This is a genomic window from Metabacillus sp. 22489 (assembly GCF_052044855.1).
Taxonomy (GTDB): Bacteria; Bacillota; Bacilli; order Bacillales; family Bacillaceae; genus Metabacillus; species Metabacillus niabensis.
In genome coordinates, this window is the sequence record NZ_JBQENT010000001.1 from 46,065 (window position 1) to 62,179 (window position 16,115).

The window sequence follows — 16,115 nt, forward strand, 5'->3', positions numbered from 1 at the left end:
AAAATGTTAGGAGTTGTAACAATGAAAACGAGATCATATTTACTAACCTCAATGCTTTCACTAGGTCTTTTATTAGCAGGCTGTGGTAATCAAGAAAATCAATCAACAAATGGTACAAGCAGTGATGCTAATTCTGACCGTAAAATAGAGGTTTATACAACCATTTTCCCATTAGAGGATTTTACAAAAAAAATCGGTGGCGATGAAATTACCGTAACGAGTGTCTACCCACCCAATGTTGACGCTCATACATATGAACCAACAGTTAAGACAATGAAAAACATAGCAGACTCAGATTTATTTATCTATTCAGGTGCAGGTGTAGAGGGCTTTGCGGAAAAGGCAGAGCAGAGCTTAAAGAAGGAAGACGTTAAAATATTGAAGGCCGCTGAAGGTATCGAATTATTAAAAAGTGCAGAAAAACATGAGCATAATCATGAGGACGAGCATGCCCTTGAAGACGAGCATGCACACGAGGAAGAGCATATTCATGAAAACGAGCATACTCATGAAGACGAACATACTCTTGAAGACGAACATGCTCATGAGGAAGAGCAAACTCACGAAGACGAACATCATCATGGTGATCACGATCCACATGTTTGGCTTGACCCAATTTATTCTATTAAATTAGCAGAAAATATTAAAGATGCATTAATAGAAATAAAACCGGAGTCAAAGGATATATTCGAAGAAAATTATGCAAAACTCAAAGCTGATTTAAATGACTTAGATAAAACATTTCAAGATACTATTGAAAACTCAAAGACAAAATACATTTTAGTTTCCCATGCTGCTTATGGTTACTGGCAGGAAAGGTATGATATTAAACAAATTTCAATTGCTGGTCTCTCTCCTTCTCAAGAACCTAGCCAACAACAACTTACTGAAATTATCAAAGAATCAGAAGAGCATAATATAAATTACGTTTTATTTGAACAAAATGTACAATCTAACGTAGCAAAAGTCATTCAAGATGAAATTGGTGCTAAGTCGTTAACCCTTCATAATCTTGAATCAGTGACAGAAGAAGATATTAAAAATAAAGAAGATTATTTCAGTATTATGGAGAAAAATATTGAAACACTTCAAACTGTGTTAAATGAATAAAATAATGAAATGTTATAGGAGGTATGATATCCATCGTACCTCCTATAATACTGAGAGGACAAGGTAAACCTTTATTTTATAGACGTTGACTCTTCTACTTACAAATGAGCTTTTGTGTCGTAATATCGGAATAAATATTCATTCCATTTGTTTTTACAATCTGAATGACATCAATAAACTCTTCACTTTGTGGTAAAAAGTCTAGTAACAGATTTTCTTTATCTTTGAGCCATTCTGGATGGTAGATGACATCCTTTTGCCCAGCAAATATTGCGACATAAAAAATTCCAGACTCAACTAAATCCTGAAAAAAGTGACTCCCGTAAGATAATTCTGGCATGAAGCCTTCTTCTTGGGATGCTATTTCACAAATGACGTTCATATTGGAAAGCTCTGAAAAGTGAACGGGAATCCCTAAGGATGGTGTTGTTGTTCCCCACCGGCCTGGTCCCATGAGCATCACATTTTTATCTTTCAAAACAGAATTAATCTTCCCAATTTTTCGTGCGACAGCATATTTTCCTTGTTCATTTCGATTTAAATATTCCTCTGTATTAATCGCAACAATATATTCGATTGGAAGGCGGATATTACCTCCCATAAAGTTTCCGTTTGTCGAAAAGAAGCAGCTTGATTCATCTGTAAGTTTTGGCATTTCAATTTGTTTGCCTAAACCACTTGTTTGCAACGGTCTACATTGTAAAAGGTTAATTTTAAAATCATTGTTATCATCAAAGTTCACTGTAAATTCAATATCAACTGGATATTCATATTCTTTTGATAACAGAGATAAAATCTCTCTCATCATATGTGGGAAATTTGTGTCCTTTAATAAAGAATGAAAATCCAGAATATAAGGATATGGATAACGGTCCGTATATCCTAATTCATAAAGGCGATTTGCTGTTTCTTCATCAGGTCGGGCAAAAAGTGTTTTAGACGCATGAAGATCATATTTTAATAATTCATCCCGTTTAACAGTTGTTAAAACATTTTCTGATAAAGAAAGAACATCAACATCATGCTGAGAAAACTTTTTAATATCCTCCTGACTCATAAGTGGCATACGCATTGGATTATCAAGAGTAACAATTCTTGCATAATCTCCTACGGTTCGATCTACAGCTCTTGTTCCTAATCCAAAAACGATCCGCAGCATGCCAGCATCCATGTTGATGCTTTTGTCCCAAACATATAAGTTTGAGGAATTTCCAACACCAGCTATATGTGGGAAAAAATATTGATGATGGTGGTCACCTGAAACACGTTGAATGAGGATGGCCATTTGCTCATCTTTTTCAAAAAGTCCCCTGTTCATTCTATAGGCGATTGCATCCTCATTCATCGTACTTGCATAGACAGTACGAATCGCTTGTTCGAACTCCTTGTAACGTTCTTCTGGTGTTCCTTGGTTAACACAAAATACACTTTCATATTTTCCCGCAAACGCATTTCCAAAATTATCCTCAAGCAGTGAACTGGAACGAATAATAATTGGAGATTGACCAAAATATTCTAAAACCTGGATGAATTGTTCACGAATACGTTCTGAAAACACTCCATTTAATAGTTTCTCCTTTAGCTCTGGTGCATATTGAAAATAACCTTCTTTAGTCTTTTGTTTAACTCGTAATTTCCACCATCCGTTTTGGACTATATATGTGTAAAAAATATCAGAGCCTAAGAAAAACGAATCGTGAGGCTCCAAGTGGGATAGCAATTGCTGATTTCCATGCTTTTCAATTATTTTTCTAGCAAGAAGCATACCAACACTTTTCCCGCCGATAAACCCTGTGCCAATTTCTCTTGAGGCAATCGTTAAAATATCCTTTAGGGTAAAGTATTTATCACATAAATCAAACATTTTGGATTTTTGCCCTATTAGGAGAGACATTAACAATCTTTTTGTTTGTTCCTGCTTTTCATAATCTTCGTTTAATGTTTCTTTAGCCTGACTAAATACAATGTGCCAATAATCGAGTCTATTCTCTACTCTGTTAATACTTGAAAATAATTGTGCAGCTTCAGAACTAGCTGTAATACAGGTTGCCTCTTGCCCCTGAATTAAATGTGGGAAAAACATCGTCGGAGAATAACGTTGCCATACTTTAAGAGGATGTATGTAAATGTTCTTGTTAACTTCGTATACATCTAGAAGAAGTTGTGTTGTTTCACGTATTTCTGCAATTGTGCTGTAAGTGTGGACATTTCTAATTAATCCAAAATACGCGATCGTATCTAACTCATATAAGAATGGACATGACACCTTAAAGAAGTTTCCGATCATAAGGTCTGAGTACCATTCTTCTAACAAATCTGTTAAACAATCAAAAACATAAAATGTCTGTTTTCCTTCCTGTTCAAGGATACTATGTACCTTTGTTGCAAAGGTCTCAAAACCTTTCTTTGCATCTAGGTTGTATCTTTTGATATGAGGGTGATCCTCAATTAATGGTTCATGCTTCCCAAAACGAATATAGACTAACTTACGATTTTCTTTAAGGGTTGTTTCGATAAATGGATCTACCATTTTTTTGTAACTATCGACTGAGTCGACCTGCCATACAACATTATCACCTAGACGTAATTTATCAATTGTAAGATCAAAGCCTTTTATTCCTGTGCTAATTTTTTCATTGACTCTCAATCGATTCACCTTCTTTTATGTATCTTCGAAGTTTATTCAAACCCTTTATTTCTTAAATCAATTCCATTATTATTTACAAATTATCCTCTTAGGGATAATGGTTTCTATATTCGACATCTTTTAAGTATTTTCCTGCATGAAAAGGACTTCCACTTTATTGTAGTTTACTAAATAAAGTGGAAGTCCAATATCCTCTTACCATACATATAGTCACAGAGATTTAATAAGTTAACACAGCTAATTAATAATAAAAGAATCGTTTAACAGTATAACAGAGAAATTTACTAATATCTATGTATGATGATGTTTCTATCGGAGATTTGAAAGAAAAGCTCATGTTTGTTTTCCTACCAATCACCTTTTTGAAAAGTTGGAGTAGATAGACAATATTATTAGCTTGCACGTTTTTCTTCTTGTTCAATTCCCATATCTTTTAATAGAGTAATAATTCTTTTTAAATGCTCTTCATCCTCTATTACTAAATAGTTAGGTTGAAACCACCTATTTTTCAGAGTAATTGTTAACTTATATCCATTATTAAGGCGAGGGTGTAATCCATATAATTCATGCCAACGGATAATCTCTTCGTAATGATAATTTAATATTCGGTTAAACGGATAATACTTTGAATGAAGTATAATACCTGAAGGCAAAATAAATAAATTACCATGGTGTTTTATCGAGTTGATAATTACAATGAAGAGATATGCTACATTTAAAAAAGACGAGCTTAACCAATCGGTTGCAACAGAGATAATCAATACAGTTGTCAGGAGCAAGACTGCGACAATTGTCCCCCATTTTACAAATTGATAAGATTTCTCTTTTTTAGAAATGGGAGTCATCTCTTTCCATTCATTTGGGAGTAGGATCGTTTGAAATTCGTCTTTTTGTTGAGGATAGATAGCTTCCTTTGATAATAGAGCGGCCTTTTTTAAATAAAATGGATATTGTATTAAATAAATGAATCCAATGGCAAATAGGATTGTTAATACAATCGAACTAATCATTAGCAATACACCTCACAGTTTCAATACTTTACCAATACAATTATTTCAAACTACAGATTTTCTTTCAAGGAAATCAGTTTAGACAAAAAAATAAACCCCAAAAATTGGGGTCAGTCCCTTTTTAGAATTCAGGTAACTCGTCTAAATTATTTTCTTTAATGCCATCAGGCTCACTTCTTAAAATATCGCGGCCATATTTATGAAATACATCGACATTTGCGAGCTTTCCGGATTTTGCTTCAGATAGAGCCTGAACATAATCAAGTTCTCTCCCGGCATTTGTTTGAAAGGCAATTAAATCACCGTCATCATTTTTTCGAACAGCAACAATTTGCTCTTTTCCAGTTGAAAAGGTCCCTTTTTGATTTTTTTCAGCTTCATCTTGTTGCTGGTTGCGGTATTCATTATAGACTTTTTCAAATCGATCCAATTTGATCACCTCTCTTTTTATTTCCCCGTTATTGTCCCATTTTATTCGCATTGTAATAAGCCTTCTATTTAAGTTGAATGAAGAAAGAGAAAACGACGATAGAAATACCGACTAACAACATACCGAAAGCACCAAGCTTATTTTTATCTTTAAATAATACAAATGAATGTCCGATACTATAAGCAAATCCAAAGAATACGATTAAGTACAATAGAAATCTCATCAATCATTTATCATCTCCATGTCTGTTTCTTTTAATTGCTTACCATACCCAAAGATTTCAATATCTACATTTATTTTGATATCCGCTTCGGAAAATTGCTTGTTTGTCCAATCCCATTTTTCATACTCTTGTATCGTTTTAAAAAGTGGTCTAACATATAGAGACCAATAAAATGGATCTGATTTGAATTCCTGTTGTGATCTTTTCACAAGAGAATCAAAGTTTCTTTTAACTTCAGAAGCAATTGCTTTTCGTAGGATATCCTGATTTTTTTCATTTGTAGCGTAATTGATCATGCTTGGTACCGATAAAATTTCTGCCGATAGTGGTACATTGACCGTTATTTTAGGAGGTCCCTTTCTTAATGTTACCTTTATATCCGTTTTATCTTTTTTCTTTAACCTTACAACGATCTTATAATTATCATTCATTGGGTCTGTATAGCTAACATACATATCTTCCATATCCATCGTTTCGTCGAGAATCATAACACTTCTTGTTTCTTCACCAGACAATTTCCCGATCATTATTCCCTCTTTAAATACTGCGGACCCCATTAGCTGTGCGGGATTTCCCCCTTCCTTTGGCACCCTTCCGCTTAAATATTGATCCTCTTCTTTAAATTCGTTCTTATCTTTATCATCATTAACAGAACCATAAATCGCGAGAAACAAATCTGCATCACCATCAGTAATAGAAAATAGCCGATTTAAAGTTGAATCAGGTACTAATCCTGTTTCGATTGAACGATCGAAAACAAACTGATAATAACGATGCGGTCTAATTTCCATTTCCGGTTTGTTTTTCTTGATAAAATCGACTGCTTTTCCATCCGTAACGATGAGGTTTATTTCTCTTCTAATCTCCCTTTCCTTTAGTGCAGTTCCGATCATTCGATAAAAATATTTGGATCTTGCTAATTCTTCTGAAACAACAATTACCTTTGCATGTATTAAGGAAATCTGCCTCGTCACAAATGAGTTTGCCGTATTTTTAGCTGTAATAAAATCAGGGGATGTAATGGTAATGACCTCCTTTTTATCAGTCTCCCCTGCTGCTCCATTAATCTGTAGCTTAGGATTAGAAAATTCAAATGTAATATCAAAGGATTGCTCTTTTTCTAAATCAACCCCTTCAGGAATATCGATGCCAACTGCCACAGCATATGATATTTCTTCTAATTCCTTACGATCCCAACATCCCGTCAGAAGGATTACCATGGAGAAAATTGTGAATAAGTGTAGCCATTTATTCATCGTGACCGTACCTCCTTTACTTTGTATACAATCAAAAGAGAGAATGGGAGGTAAAGTAGACCATATTCAAAAAACGAAGAAACAATCGTTCTAACGGAATATATATTAGAAATATCATTTTCTGGAACCATTCCTATAACTAATACTAAAATTGTAATTGGCAGTAGAGTATGTTCGAATTCTTCAATACTAAAAACAAAACCAAATATTTTACAGACTAAATATAAATAAATCGTAAATTTAACAAAAATACCTAGTAGCCAAAACGTAAGGAAGAATGTTTCAATATTTGTTATGGTTTTTCCGATTGAAACAAATCGAATTGCTTCATTAAAAGGATATGTAATTTTATCAATGCTTCTGTAGTCAAATACTAAGTTGTATAACAATAAAAGTAACGCCACTAGAAGAACTGTAAAAGTAAGAGAACCAATCAGTCCTCTAGTATAGGTTTTATGATTTTTGACAAACGGGTACATCATTGCGATAAGAAAAGCATCTGCATACATAGATGAAAAATGAAAACTGTTTTCTGTAATGTTTTTAAATCCAAAGCCAAATAAAGGAAAAATCCGATTGAAATGTATTTCTTTAAAAAGTAAAAGATAAAGTAATGTTAAAGCAATTAATATATATGGTAAAAGCATAATCGCAATAGATGCGATCGCTTCCCAACCTTTTTTAGCCCCCCATAAACATACAAGAAGAAGAAGGATATATAAGATAAATAAAGGAGTTTTTGGGAGATTAACTGTTATAAGCTGGTCTGTATAGCTTCTTGTGTCTATTGCCATTTTTAGTAATGCAAATAAAAAGAAAAGAAATCCGATTATAAACGTAAGCTTCTTGCCTATCAAGCATCTTGTGATCTCAAGGAAATTTTTTGATTCAAATTTCTTTAGTAAATAGTTAAGGACTAGTAATGAAGGCAAAACAATTAGAAAGGAAAGGATACAAACGATCCACGCAGCATTTAAACTACGATCAAAAAGTAATGTTGCCGTCATGTCAGTCGCTTTTGTTCCGATCATGATGACTATAAGTGAAGATAACTCTTTAAAGCTGATGAGATCTTTTTCACGAGTAACCATCTAACCACCTGTTCCAAATAAATTATTCTGCTGCGCCTTTTTTTATATCCTTCGTTTTTAAATATGCAGGTCTGAATCTTTCATTTTTAATCATTCTTCTAAATAACGTATCATTTGAGGATTTATATTTTGGTGTCATCGGTGCAAAGTATGGAACACCAAACGATTTAAATACAGAAACATAAAATAAACCAATGAGAAAGCAGCCGACCATTCCAAATATTCCTAATAAACTTGCGGCAATTAAAAATCCAAATCTAGCAATTCTAATCGCATAATTTAAATTGACATCACTTATGGCAAATGATGATAATCCAGTTATTGCTACAACGATAACGACAATCGGGCTTACAACATTTGCTTCTACTGCAGCTTGACCTAAAATTAATGCACCGACAATCCCAATTGTTGGACCAATTGGTGCAGGGACACGTATTCCTGCTTCCCTAATTAATTCAAAGGCTAGCTCCATGAGAAATAATTCAATGATTGCTGGGAATGGAACCATTTCACGCGCTCCAGCTATTGCTAATAGTAAATCAGCAGGAAGCATTTCACGATGGTAATTCGTTATGGCAATATATATAGAAGGAGTAAATAGCGTAATAAAGACGGCAATAAGTCGTAATGCTCTTGTAAAGTTACCATAAATAAACCGTAAATAGTGGTCATCTGCAGAATGGAGAAACGTCCAAAATGTTGCTGGTGTAATTAGGGCAATAGGAGAGTTGTTCATAATGAGAATAATATGGCCATCCTCAAGAAAAGATGCTGCTCTATCTGGACGCTCTGTCTGTAAAACAGTGGGAAATAAACTTGATTTTCGGTCTTCAATAATTTGAACTAAAAGTTCTAAATTCTGAATATCATCTCTTTTTACATGGTTAATTCTTTGTTTTACTTCCTTTAGAATCTGTTTATTAGCTAAGTTATTTTGATAGACAAGAAATACCTCGTTGTTCGTACTGTTTCCAATTGACATTTTTTCAACTTTGAAATTTTCATTTCTTATTTTCTTGCGAATGAGTGATATATTAACGTCTGCCTTTTCAATGAACGATTCTTTAGGACCAAATAGAGTAGTCTCATTCTGTGGTTTCTCGACACTTCTACCGGCTACTTTACCTGTTTTAATAATAAAAGCCTTCGTTTCACCTTCTACTAATAAAACAGTTTCTCCTGAATTTAACTCTTCAATCGCCTTTTTCATACAAGTTTCTTCTTTGATCGTACTTATGCTAATACAGGAAGGGATTTCTGATTTCTTTTCATTCATAATCAACGGTTTGATGATTTGTTCTTGAATAAGTTGAATATCTGTTAAGGATGGAACAAAAAATAAAACAGCTTTTTTGTTATTCATTCTTAAAGTGAATTCTCTTACAACGAAATCGATATTGTCAGGTAATGAATAGATATCCTTTAACGTTTCAATATCCTTGCTAATTTGCCAAGAAAAGGGTTGCTCAACCTCTTTCTTTTTTTTCTCCTCCAGCCTATCATCCTTTATGTCTGCTTGCCTTTTTGTTTTGAAAAATGGAATTTTCATAAATCTGATTCACTCCTCAAATGGGCTGAAACGAAATCTGACAAACGTGCATTCGTTATTTTATTAGAATGTATGTTATTGGAAGATTTATTCAATATTTGTAGAAACATTTGTAAAAAATGATTGTTAGTCAAATGAATAAAACCTTCCTAAAAGAAGGCTTTTGTTTATTTGAAAAATTGAGTAATTGAGTGAATATATTAGGAATGTTACATAAAAGCTATCATGAAAATGCGGCTAAACGTTTTGATTAGGATTCATATTAAAAAATTTAACTGTCGGGATGTAAATTATGTTGGATATTATTTTGCACGATTTCAATCTCAGGCTGTGTGGCAATTGTTGTACGATACCATCCTTTATTTTTCATAAAATCAAATAGATTATATTGATTTTTATGTGCAGTCTCAAAGCAATGCAAAAATATTTCTCGTAGCTCTTGATGATTGATTTCTAGCAGTGTATTGCTTAAGGTACGACATCTCCCTTTTTCTAGCTCTAAACAAAGCTGAAGATATTCCCTGTCTGTTAATCCGCGTCCTGCAATATTATTTGGCATTGAACTTTCCCCCTGTATTTTATTGGATCATTTGCGACCGATTAAAATATTGAGATAAATCGGCGATATTTAATTGATGAGTTTCAGCAAGTTGTTCTAAAAGAGAGCGTATTTCCTCGTGTTCACATTGGGAAGCACACCAATTGAAGGTCTTAGCAAGCAATTGTTCAGATCGCAGTTCATCCTCTATTAAAGATAATTCCTTTGTCGTTAAATATTTCATTTTACTCACCTCGCCTTTTTTGGATTTCTAGTGGATAGTATTTATGATTTTCTTTCGTTTTATCCATTAGATGGTAGTTTTTTAACTTTATTCTTAATAAAAAAACTCTCTAAAAAATAGAGAGTTTGAAATGATATGTAAGATAAATTAGATATAGTGATTACGTTAGTTCAAAGAAATTATAGTAAGGCGTCAGCTTGAACAATTTCTAATGTAAGGTTTTCGCTTGTAGACAAATCAATTTCATAAGGTTGGACAGGTTGGTTTTCTTCATCTTTTATAATGCGAATAATTGGTCTTCCTACTGACGTGAAGTTATATTTTGTAACAATTCCTGTTCGGCCGTCATTTAATTTGACGGTTAACCCAGGAGGATAAATCGCGATACAGCCTCTAAAAAGATTGATTTGGTTTTGATCAAATTGTGTTCCTGATCCTGAATATAAAACTTCCAATCCTTTATGAGGAAGCATAGCGGATCGATAAACCCTCTGTGATGTTACAGCATCAAATACATCTGCTACACTTAATATTTTTGCGTATGGATGAATTTCTTCCTCTTTAATACCCCTTGGATAGCCTTTTCCATCTAGGCGTTCATGGTGTTGAAGTGCACAATGTGAGATGACTAAAGGTAGAGAATGAATTTTACGAAGTAATTCAAAACCAAGCTCTGAATGCATCTTGATTAGTTCAAATTCCTCATCTGATAATCTTTCCTTTTTGTTTAAAACTTCAGGTGGGATAAACATTTTTCCGAGATCATGTAATAAGGCGCCTAAACCAATTTCTTCGATTTGACTTTTCGGCAAACCATTCTCAATTGCTAACTGACATGCATAGATGGCAACGTTTAAGCTGTGAGTGTATAGGTGATTATCAATAATTTTTGTCGTAGCTAATAAGTTTAACGCAGTACGATTTTCCGTTAAACAGCTTGAAATACTTTGGAAGATCCGTTGCATTTCATGTATCGCTTTATCAGATTGCATCATACCTTGGATATTTTTAGTATGTGAGGATAAATTAGCAATTGAAGTCAATCCTTTAGTAATCGCTTCGATTGATTCAACTCGTAGCTCCTCTGGTATAGATTCGACAACATCGATACCTTCTGATTCTTCATCTTCTATGTATATAGTAAAAACTTGAAAATTTTTAAGCCTTTTAATTAGACTGTCTGATAGTAACGTTCCTTTTGCAAGTAACATCTTTCCGTTTTCATAGTAGATAGATTTACCTAATGTAATCCCTGCCTCACTTCGATCTAACGTAATTAAGCGCATTTTCTCTATATCTCCTGTCTTACATTTTTCTCGAGTAACGAACTATTTTTGTAAAATAACCTAGAACAACGATGAGAATGTCAAAATGGATGTAATATGTAATAAATTTACGTAAACTCTACTTTAGTACTCTTGTAATCAATTAAATATGAGGATTTCTTCATATATTTATTATAGTCGAATAATCACATAAAATGACTCTTTATGTCGATTATAGTAGAATGTATTTGTTTGTTCAATGGAGAAACGTTGAATTCTCTATATTAGTATTAAAATATTAATTACTAGCATAATAAATTCAAATTTATTTCTAAACATGAATGGTATGAAAAGCTATTATCTTAGTACATATTTAAATGAAAATTCGTTCTTGAATGAGTTGTTAAAATTATACAGGTCTTCGCTTTCTGCAGCGGTACAGTAGTGACTGTCCTCTACCCTTAACGCTTCTCCCCCAGGAGACTCACATATGCACTTAATCATTTATTATTGCCATTAGAGAAAGAAAACCCCCAACTTAAGAAATGGTTCCTTGTGCTGGGAGTTTTTAATATTTCATTGATCTACTAATTAATTTTCTTTATTTTAGTACCCGGATAATAAAATTGGATAATTTCTTTATAGTTTTTACCGGTTTTCCCCATATAATATGCACCCCATTGACTCATTCCTACACCATGTCCAAATCCTTTCCCCTTCATAGTATAGTGATCTTCTTCATCTTTAATGAGAGATTCAATGTAATAGCTTTTAAAATGATTCCCTCCAATTAACGGACGGATATTATTTAATGGAACATCGTTAAGAGTCACATGATCATAAACAATGGTCCCATCTAATAATCTGTGGAGGAATTCAATTTTTATCGATCCCTTTACAGCTCTTTTTGACTCAAGCAGTTCCTCGGATAGTTTAAAATATGGTATTTCAACTATTTTTATATCTCCAGGGTAACCATTTTTTTTCAGCCAAGTTTTCATATTATTTATTATTGATGAGTCTATTTCAGAGAGTTTATCCCACCAATCTGGTTGATCCCAATCATTTTCATCAAGCTTTATTTGTGTTTGATGGATCGTAAACTCCCATGGATGTGTTGGATCGTACGGATCCCTTTTAATTGGTAAGTAACTTTTCGCATTTCCACCCCATACATGTGTGTTGTTTTCTGTCATTCCTCCATTACTTGCAGAGTAAAAGGCATCGATTAGCCGATTTTGAGAAGTGATGACCTCTCCGCTAGTTTCTTCAACTGCTACCGTCGTTTTTTCGTTCCAGGTAAATCCTCCATAGACTTGATATTTGATTGTATCATCGATTTCTTTATTTAGATTTGCGAACGCATAGGTTCTGGCTGCTAATGCTTGTGCTTTTAATGTTTCGATTCCCCACGAAGGGTATACTTCAAATGGGACAACTCCTTTTAAATAATCCTCCATTGGAAGCTGGTTCACAGGTCTAATAAATTGATTCTTTTCTTTCCTAAATTCAACAGCACCTAAGTACTGGCGATTATTAATGGATATATATTGGGTATGATTGTATCTTTTAGGAATTAGAATAAATGGCTCATGTAACGAATACTTTTCTCCATTTCCAGTTAATATAAACTCTCCTTTCTTAAGTGATAATTGATAATTTATTCCCTCCTTTAGTTTAAGTGTAGGGTCTAACGTCGAATAATCTCCTTTAATATGTAGATTGATCTTTTTTGTATCGCCAATATGTTGAACTAGCTTAACCTTTATCATCTCTTCAGCAGCAACAATTTTAGGGGAAAACGAAATGATTAGGATTATGAAAGGTAATATTAAGTATCTCATATCATTATGTTACCAGTCACAAAACAATATTATTCGTCTATCCTTGAAACCTTAAAGACAGTAGAGTTTTGCTATAAGTGATAGGTAAATGCTCTTAACAATGTTTCAAACTGTACGTTGTTTATCTAAATTTCACTGTATAAAAAGTTATTAAAATCTTTATTTGCATAGAAGTGATAAAATACAATTTACTCACAATAATAGAGTTGCTTTACAGGTAATATGAAAAAGGATTGAAACTTATCTTCAATCCTTTTGTGAGGAGAATTTCAGGGAACTATCATATAAAATTTAAAGATTAAATTTGTTGAACATTACATTGAAATCGCTCTATTTGCCAAGTTAACGTCGTTTTTAAGTAATTGCTGGAGGTTATAAGATGGATAAAATCCTCTTTCGTACATGTAATTAAATATACGGGCATGGCTCATGATTGCCATTTGCAATTGTTTTGCTAGAACGACCCTTAATTCTGGTGTAGCAGTTTCAGTAATAGCAACAGCATAATTTCGAACTGCAGTTTTTGAAAACGCAAGTAAATCACCTGCATAAAAAGCTTTGTCAAAATTTCTCTCTTCCTCATCTTCACGTGGTGCAAGCGGGTAAAATTGTAATAACTCCTTAAGGTTTGCTTCTAATTCCTTTATTGTTTGATGGTAAATAGCCTTTAATGTCGGACATTCAATCTTTTTTAAGCCTTTTTTTAGCTTCATTAATCCAATTGATGAAAATGCTACAAGCTCATGAAGCTCAAGTGTTTCATGCCATGCAAGTGTTCTTGGGCTTTGTTTACCTGAATATTGATAGTGCATGTTTTTTCCTCCTAAAACGTTAGTCTACTCACATATATTCCAAGGAAGAAATTTTAGTTAATTGTCCTAGATGAATTGGGCGATCTGAAAAATATATATAGTTTTTTATAATATCATTATGTAAACTATGCGTTTTGGAATTCGGTTATTTTTTCACACTTTATAGTCTTTTAAAACAACAGCTTGTACTAAACTTGCAAAAAAAGAGGGTGACTCAACAGGGTCTCCACTTCAACAAACACTGACATATAGGAAACTAACCTTATCGTTTGTCTATATAATGTGTTTGAGGGGTCTAAACAATTGCTCCCTGAGCCACTCTCTTTTTTCTTTATTTTTTACTAGTTTGAGTTAAAACTATCAAACTTTAACTAGTTTTTAACCATTTGAAAAAACTAATTTTTCCTGTCCCTTCGCACGAGGAACATGAAATAAGTCCCTCACCAGAACATGAATCACACTTATGATTTCCATAGTCGAACCCTTCCCCAGAACAATTTTTACAATTTTCAAATCTAGTCCCATTACAACTTTTACACCTCATGAGGTTCCCTCCTGCGTCTATATTTTGGAGCAGCAAGTGAGAGTGAAATGAAATTAGTTGTGGCAAATTGTGAATTAAGATGCTCCTGTTTATACATATTGTATAAGGTTGCTCGATATGAATAAACTTTATTACATTTCAATTATAGAGATATTACATTTTAATAAATCATTAGTTCATTAAAAATATAATAAGTTAGGGGACGCAGTTAACCTAGTCTTTTAACACTGACTAAGCTGTTTAACTTTGCTTGTTAAACTGTTAAAAGATATTCAAAAACAAGGCTACTAAAATTCCTAGAGAATGAAATATAGCTTCATTTCTAATATTTCGTGTTTTTTCTATCTTGTATGTCTAAACATGCGGTTGCCTGGGAAATTCTATATGTTTATTTTTCAGTTATTTGTAAGCAATCAAGTGCCTGTTTTGCACGAATTCTAGCGGTTTTAACGTCTTTTGATGTTGATAAGGTCACGGCAATTCTACGCCCAACCTTTGTTAATGGTTTTCCGAAGATTCGAATTTGTGTATTTTCATTTGACAATGCATCTTGAATTCCTGTTATCGCATAGTCCTTTAACTCTTTTTCAGCCTTTAATGGTCTGCTAGCACCAGGTGAAATTAAGTTTATTTCAGGAATTGGGAAGCCTAAAATTGCACGTACATGTAAAGCGAACTCTGATAGATTTTGGGTTACTAATGTAACTAATCCAGTATCATGTGGTCGTGGTGAGACCTCACTGAAGTAAACTTTATCTCCTGAAATAAATAATTCAACACCGAATATACCATATCCACCAAGTTCATCTGTTATAGCCTTTGCAATTTGTTTTGCTTGCTCAAGTTGATTGTTCGTTAATTGATGTGGCTGCCATGATTCAATATAATCTCCATCTTTTTGAATATGTCCAATTGGTTCACAAAACATTGTGCCGTTAACAGCTTTAACCGTTAATAATGTGATTTCATAATCAAAGTGGATAAATTCTTCAATAATCACTCGTCCGTTTTGAACTCTCCCACCCTCCATTGCAATCTTCCAGCATTCTTTTACGTCATTCTCAGTTCGGCAAACACTTTGTCCCTTCCCAGAAGAGCTCATTAATGGCTTTACAACACATGGAAAACCAATTTCTTTTACTGCATCGTAAAATTCGTCAAAAGTATTTGCAAACCGATAGTTTGCTGTAGGAAGCTGTAGCGTTTCTGATGCAAGTCTACGAATCCCTTCTCTATCCATCGTTAATTGGGCAGCCTTAGCAGTAGGAATGACATTGTAACCTTCTCCTTCAAGTTTAACTAGCTCAGAAGTGGCAATCGCTTCAATTTCAGGAACAATTAGGTCAGGATTCTCAATTTCTACTATTCTTCTTATTTCAGTTGAATCTAGCATATCGATACAGTAGCTCCGATCTGCTACTTGCATAGCCGGAGCCAGTTCATATCGGTCAATTGCAATTGTTTCAGCACCTAATCGTTGTGCTTCAATGATAATTTCTTTTCCTAACTCTCCAGAACCTAATAGCATAATTTTCTTTGAAATATACATAAC

Annotated in this window: 14 protein-coding genes; 1 reads left to right on the plus strand and 13 read right to left on the minus strand. The window is 33.6% G+C overall.

What is annotated here, in order from left to right; all coding sequences use genetic code 11:
- The first annotated feature begins 21 nt into the window (after positions 1–21).
- Entirely contained in the window at positions 22–1,110 is a 1,089-nt protein-coding gene (locus ACTJJ9_RS00250; RefSeq protein ID WP_145582416.1) for a metal ABC transporter solute-binding protein, Zn/Mn family, read from the plus strand.
- A gap of 94 nt (positions 1,111–1,204) precedes the next feature.
- Here the strand turns inward: ACTJJ9_RS00250 and ACTJJ9_RS00255 are convergent, their stop codons facing one another.
- The 13 genes from ACTJJ9_RS00255 to purT form a co-directional block, all read right to left on the minus strand.
- The gene (locus ACTJJ9_RS00255; RefSeq protein ID WP_440768340.1) at positions 1,205–3,766 is read right to left on the minus strand and encodes a PEP/pyruvate-binding domain-containing protein; all 2,562 of its coding nucleotides are present in this window, start codon (positions 3,764–3,766) and stop codon (positions 1,205–1,207) included.
- Positions 3,767–4,149: 383 nt separating this feature from the next.
- The gene (locus ACTJJ9_RS00260; protein WP_145582418.1) at positions 4,150–4,767 is read right to left on the minus strand and encodes a hypothetical protein; all 618 of its coding nucleotides are present in this window, start codon (positions 4,765–4,767) and stop codon (positions 4,150–4,152) included.
- 121 nt (positions 4,768–4,888) lie between these two features.
- Positions 4,889–5,248 (minus strand): DUF3892 domain-containing protein, encoded by a 360-nt coding sequence (locus ACTJJ9_RS00265; RefSeq protein ID WP_440768341.1) that lies wholly within the window; start codon positions 5,246–5,248, stop codon positions 4,889–4,891.
- Between the two features lie 13 nt (positions 5,249–5,261).
- Positions 5,262–5,423, minus strand: coding sequence for a hypothetical protein (locus ACTJJ9_RS00270; RefSeq protein ID WP_174881454.1), 162 nt, complete (start codon positions 5,421–5,423; stop codon positions 5,262–5,264).
- Complete coding sequence (locus ACTJJ9_RS00275; RefSeq protein ID WP_145582419.1) at positions 5,420–6,676, minus strand: Ger(x)C family spore germination protein; 1,257 nt, start codon at positions 6,674–6,676, stop codon at positions 5,420–5,422. The genes ACTJJ9_RS00270 and ACTJJ9_RS00275 overlap by 4 nt, the downstream gene beginning before the upstream one ends.
- The gene (locus ACTJJ9_RS00280) at positions 6,673–7,767 is read right to left on the minus strand and encodes an endospore germination permease (RefSeq protein WP_145582420.1); all 1,095 of its coding nucleotides are present in this window, start codon (positions 7,765–7,767) and stop codon (positions 6,673–6,675) included. The genes ACTJJ9_RS00275 and ACTJJ9_RS00280 overlap by 4 nt, the downstream gene beginning before the upstream one ends.
- A 22-nt stretch (positions 7,768–7,789) precedes the next feature.
- A complete protein-coding gene (locus ACTJJ9_RS00285) occupies positions 7,790–9,316 on the minus strand; it encodes a spore germination protein (RefSeq protein ID WP_145582421.1) in 1,527 nt (508 codons plus the stop codon).
- Between the two features lie 271 nt (positions 9,317–9,587).
- The gene (locus ACTJJ9_RS00290) at positions 9,588–9,875 is read right to left on the minus strand and encodes a spore coat protein (RefSeq protein ID WP_145582422.1); all 288 of its coding nucleotides are present in this window, start codon (positions 9,873–9,875) and stop codon (positions 9,588–9,590) included.
- Between the two features lie 19 nt (positions 9,876–9,894).
- Positions 9,895–10,098 carry a hypothetical protein gene (locus ACTJJ9_RS00295; protein ID WP_145582423.1) on the minus strand — a complete coding sequence of 68 codons (204 nt, stop codon included), beginning with the start codon at positions 10,096–10,098 and terminating at the stop codon, positions 9,895–9,897.
- Between the two features lie 179 nt (positions 10,099–10,277).
- The gene (locus tag ACTJJ9_RS00300) at positions 10,278–11,384 is read right to left on the minus strand and encodes an HD-GYP domain-containing protein (protein WP_145582424.1); all 1,107 of its coding nucleotides are present in this window, start codon (positions 11,382–11,384) and stop codon (positions 10,278–10,280) included.
- A 566-nt stretch (positions 11,385–11,950) separates the two neighbouring features.
- The gene (locus tag ACTJJ9_RS00305; RefSeq protein WP_145582425.1) at positions 11,951–13,207 is read right to left on the minus strand and encodes a SpoIID/LytB domain-containing protein; all 1,257 of its coding nucleotides are present in this window, start codon (positions 13,205–13,207) and stop codon (positions 11,951–11,953) included.
- A 314-nt stretch (positions 13,208–13,521) separates the two neighbouring features.
- The gene (locus tag ACTJJ9_RS00310) at positions 13,522–14,019 is read right to left on the minus strand and encodes a spore coat protein (protein WP_145582426.1); all 498 of its coding nucleotides are present in this window, start codon (positions 14,017–14,019) and stop codon (positions 13,522–13,524) included.
- 932 nt (positions 14,020–14,951) lie between these two features.
- Positions 14,952–16,112, minus strand: a complete 1,161-nt coding sequence (purT, locus tag ACTJJ9_RS00315; protein WP_145580961.1) for a phosphoribosylglycinamide formyltransferase 2 — start codon at positions 16,110–16,112, stop codon at positions 14,952–14,954.
- Positions 16,113–16,115: the final 3 nt, after the last annotated feature.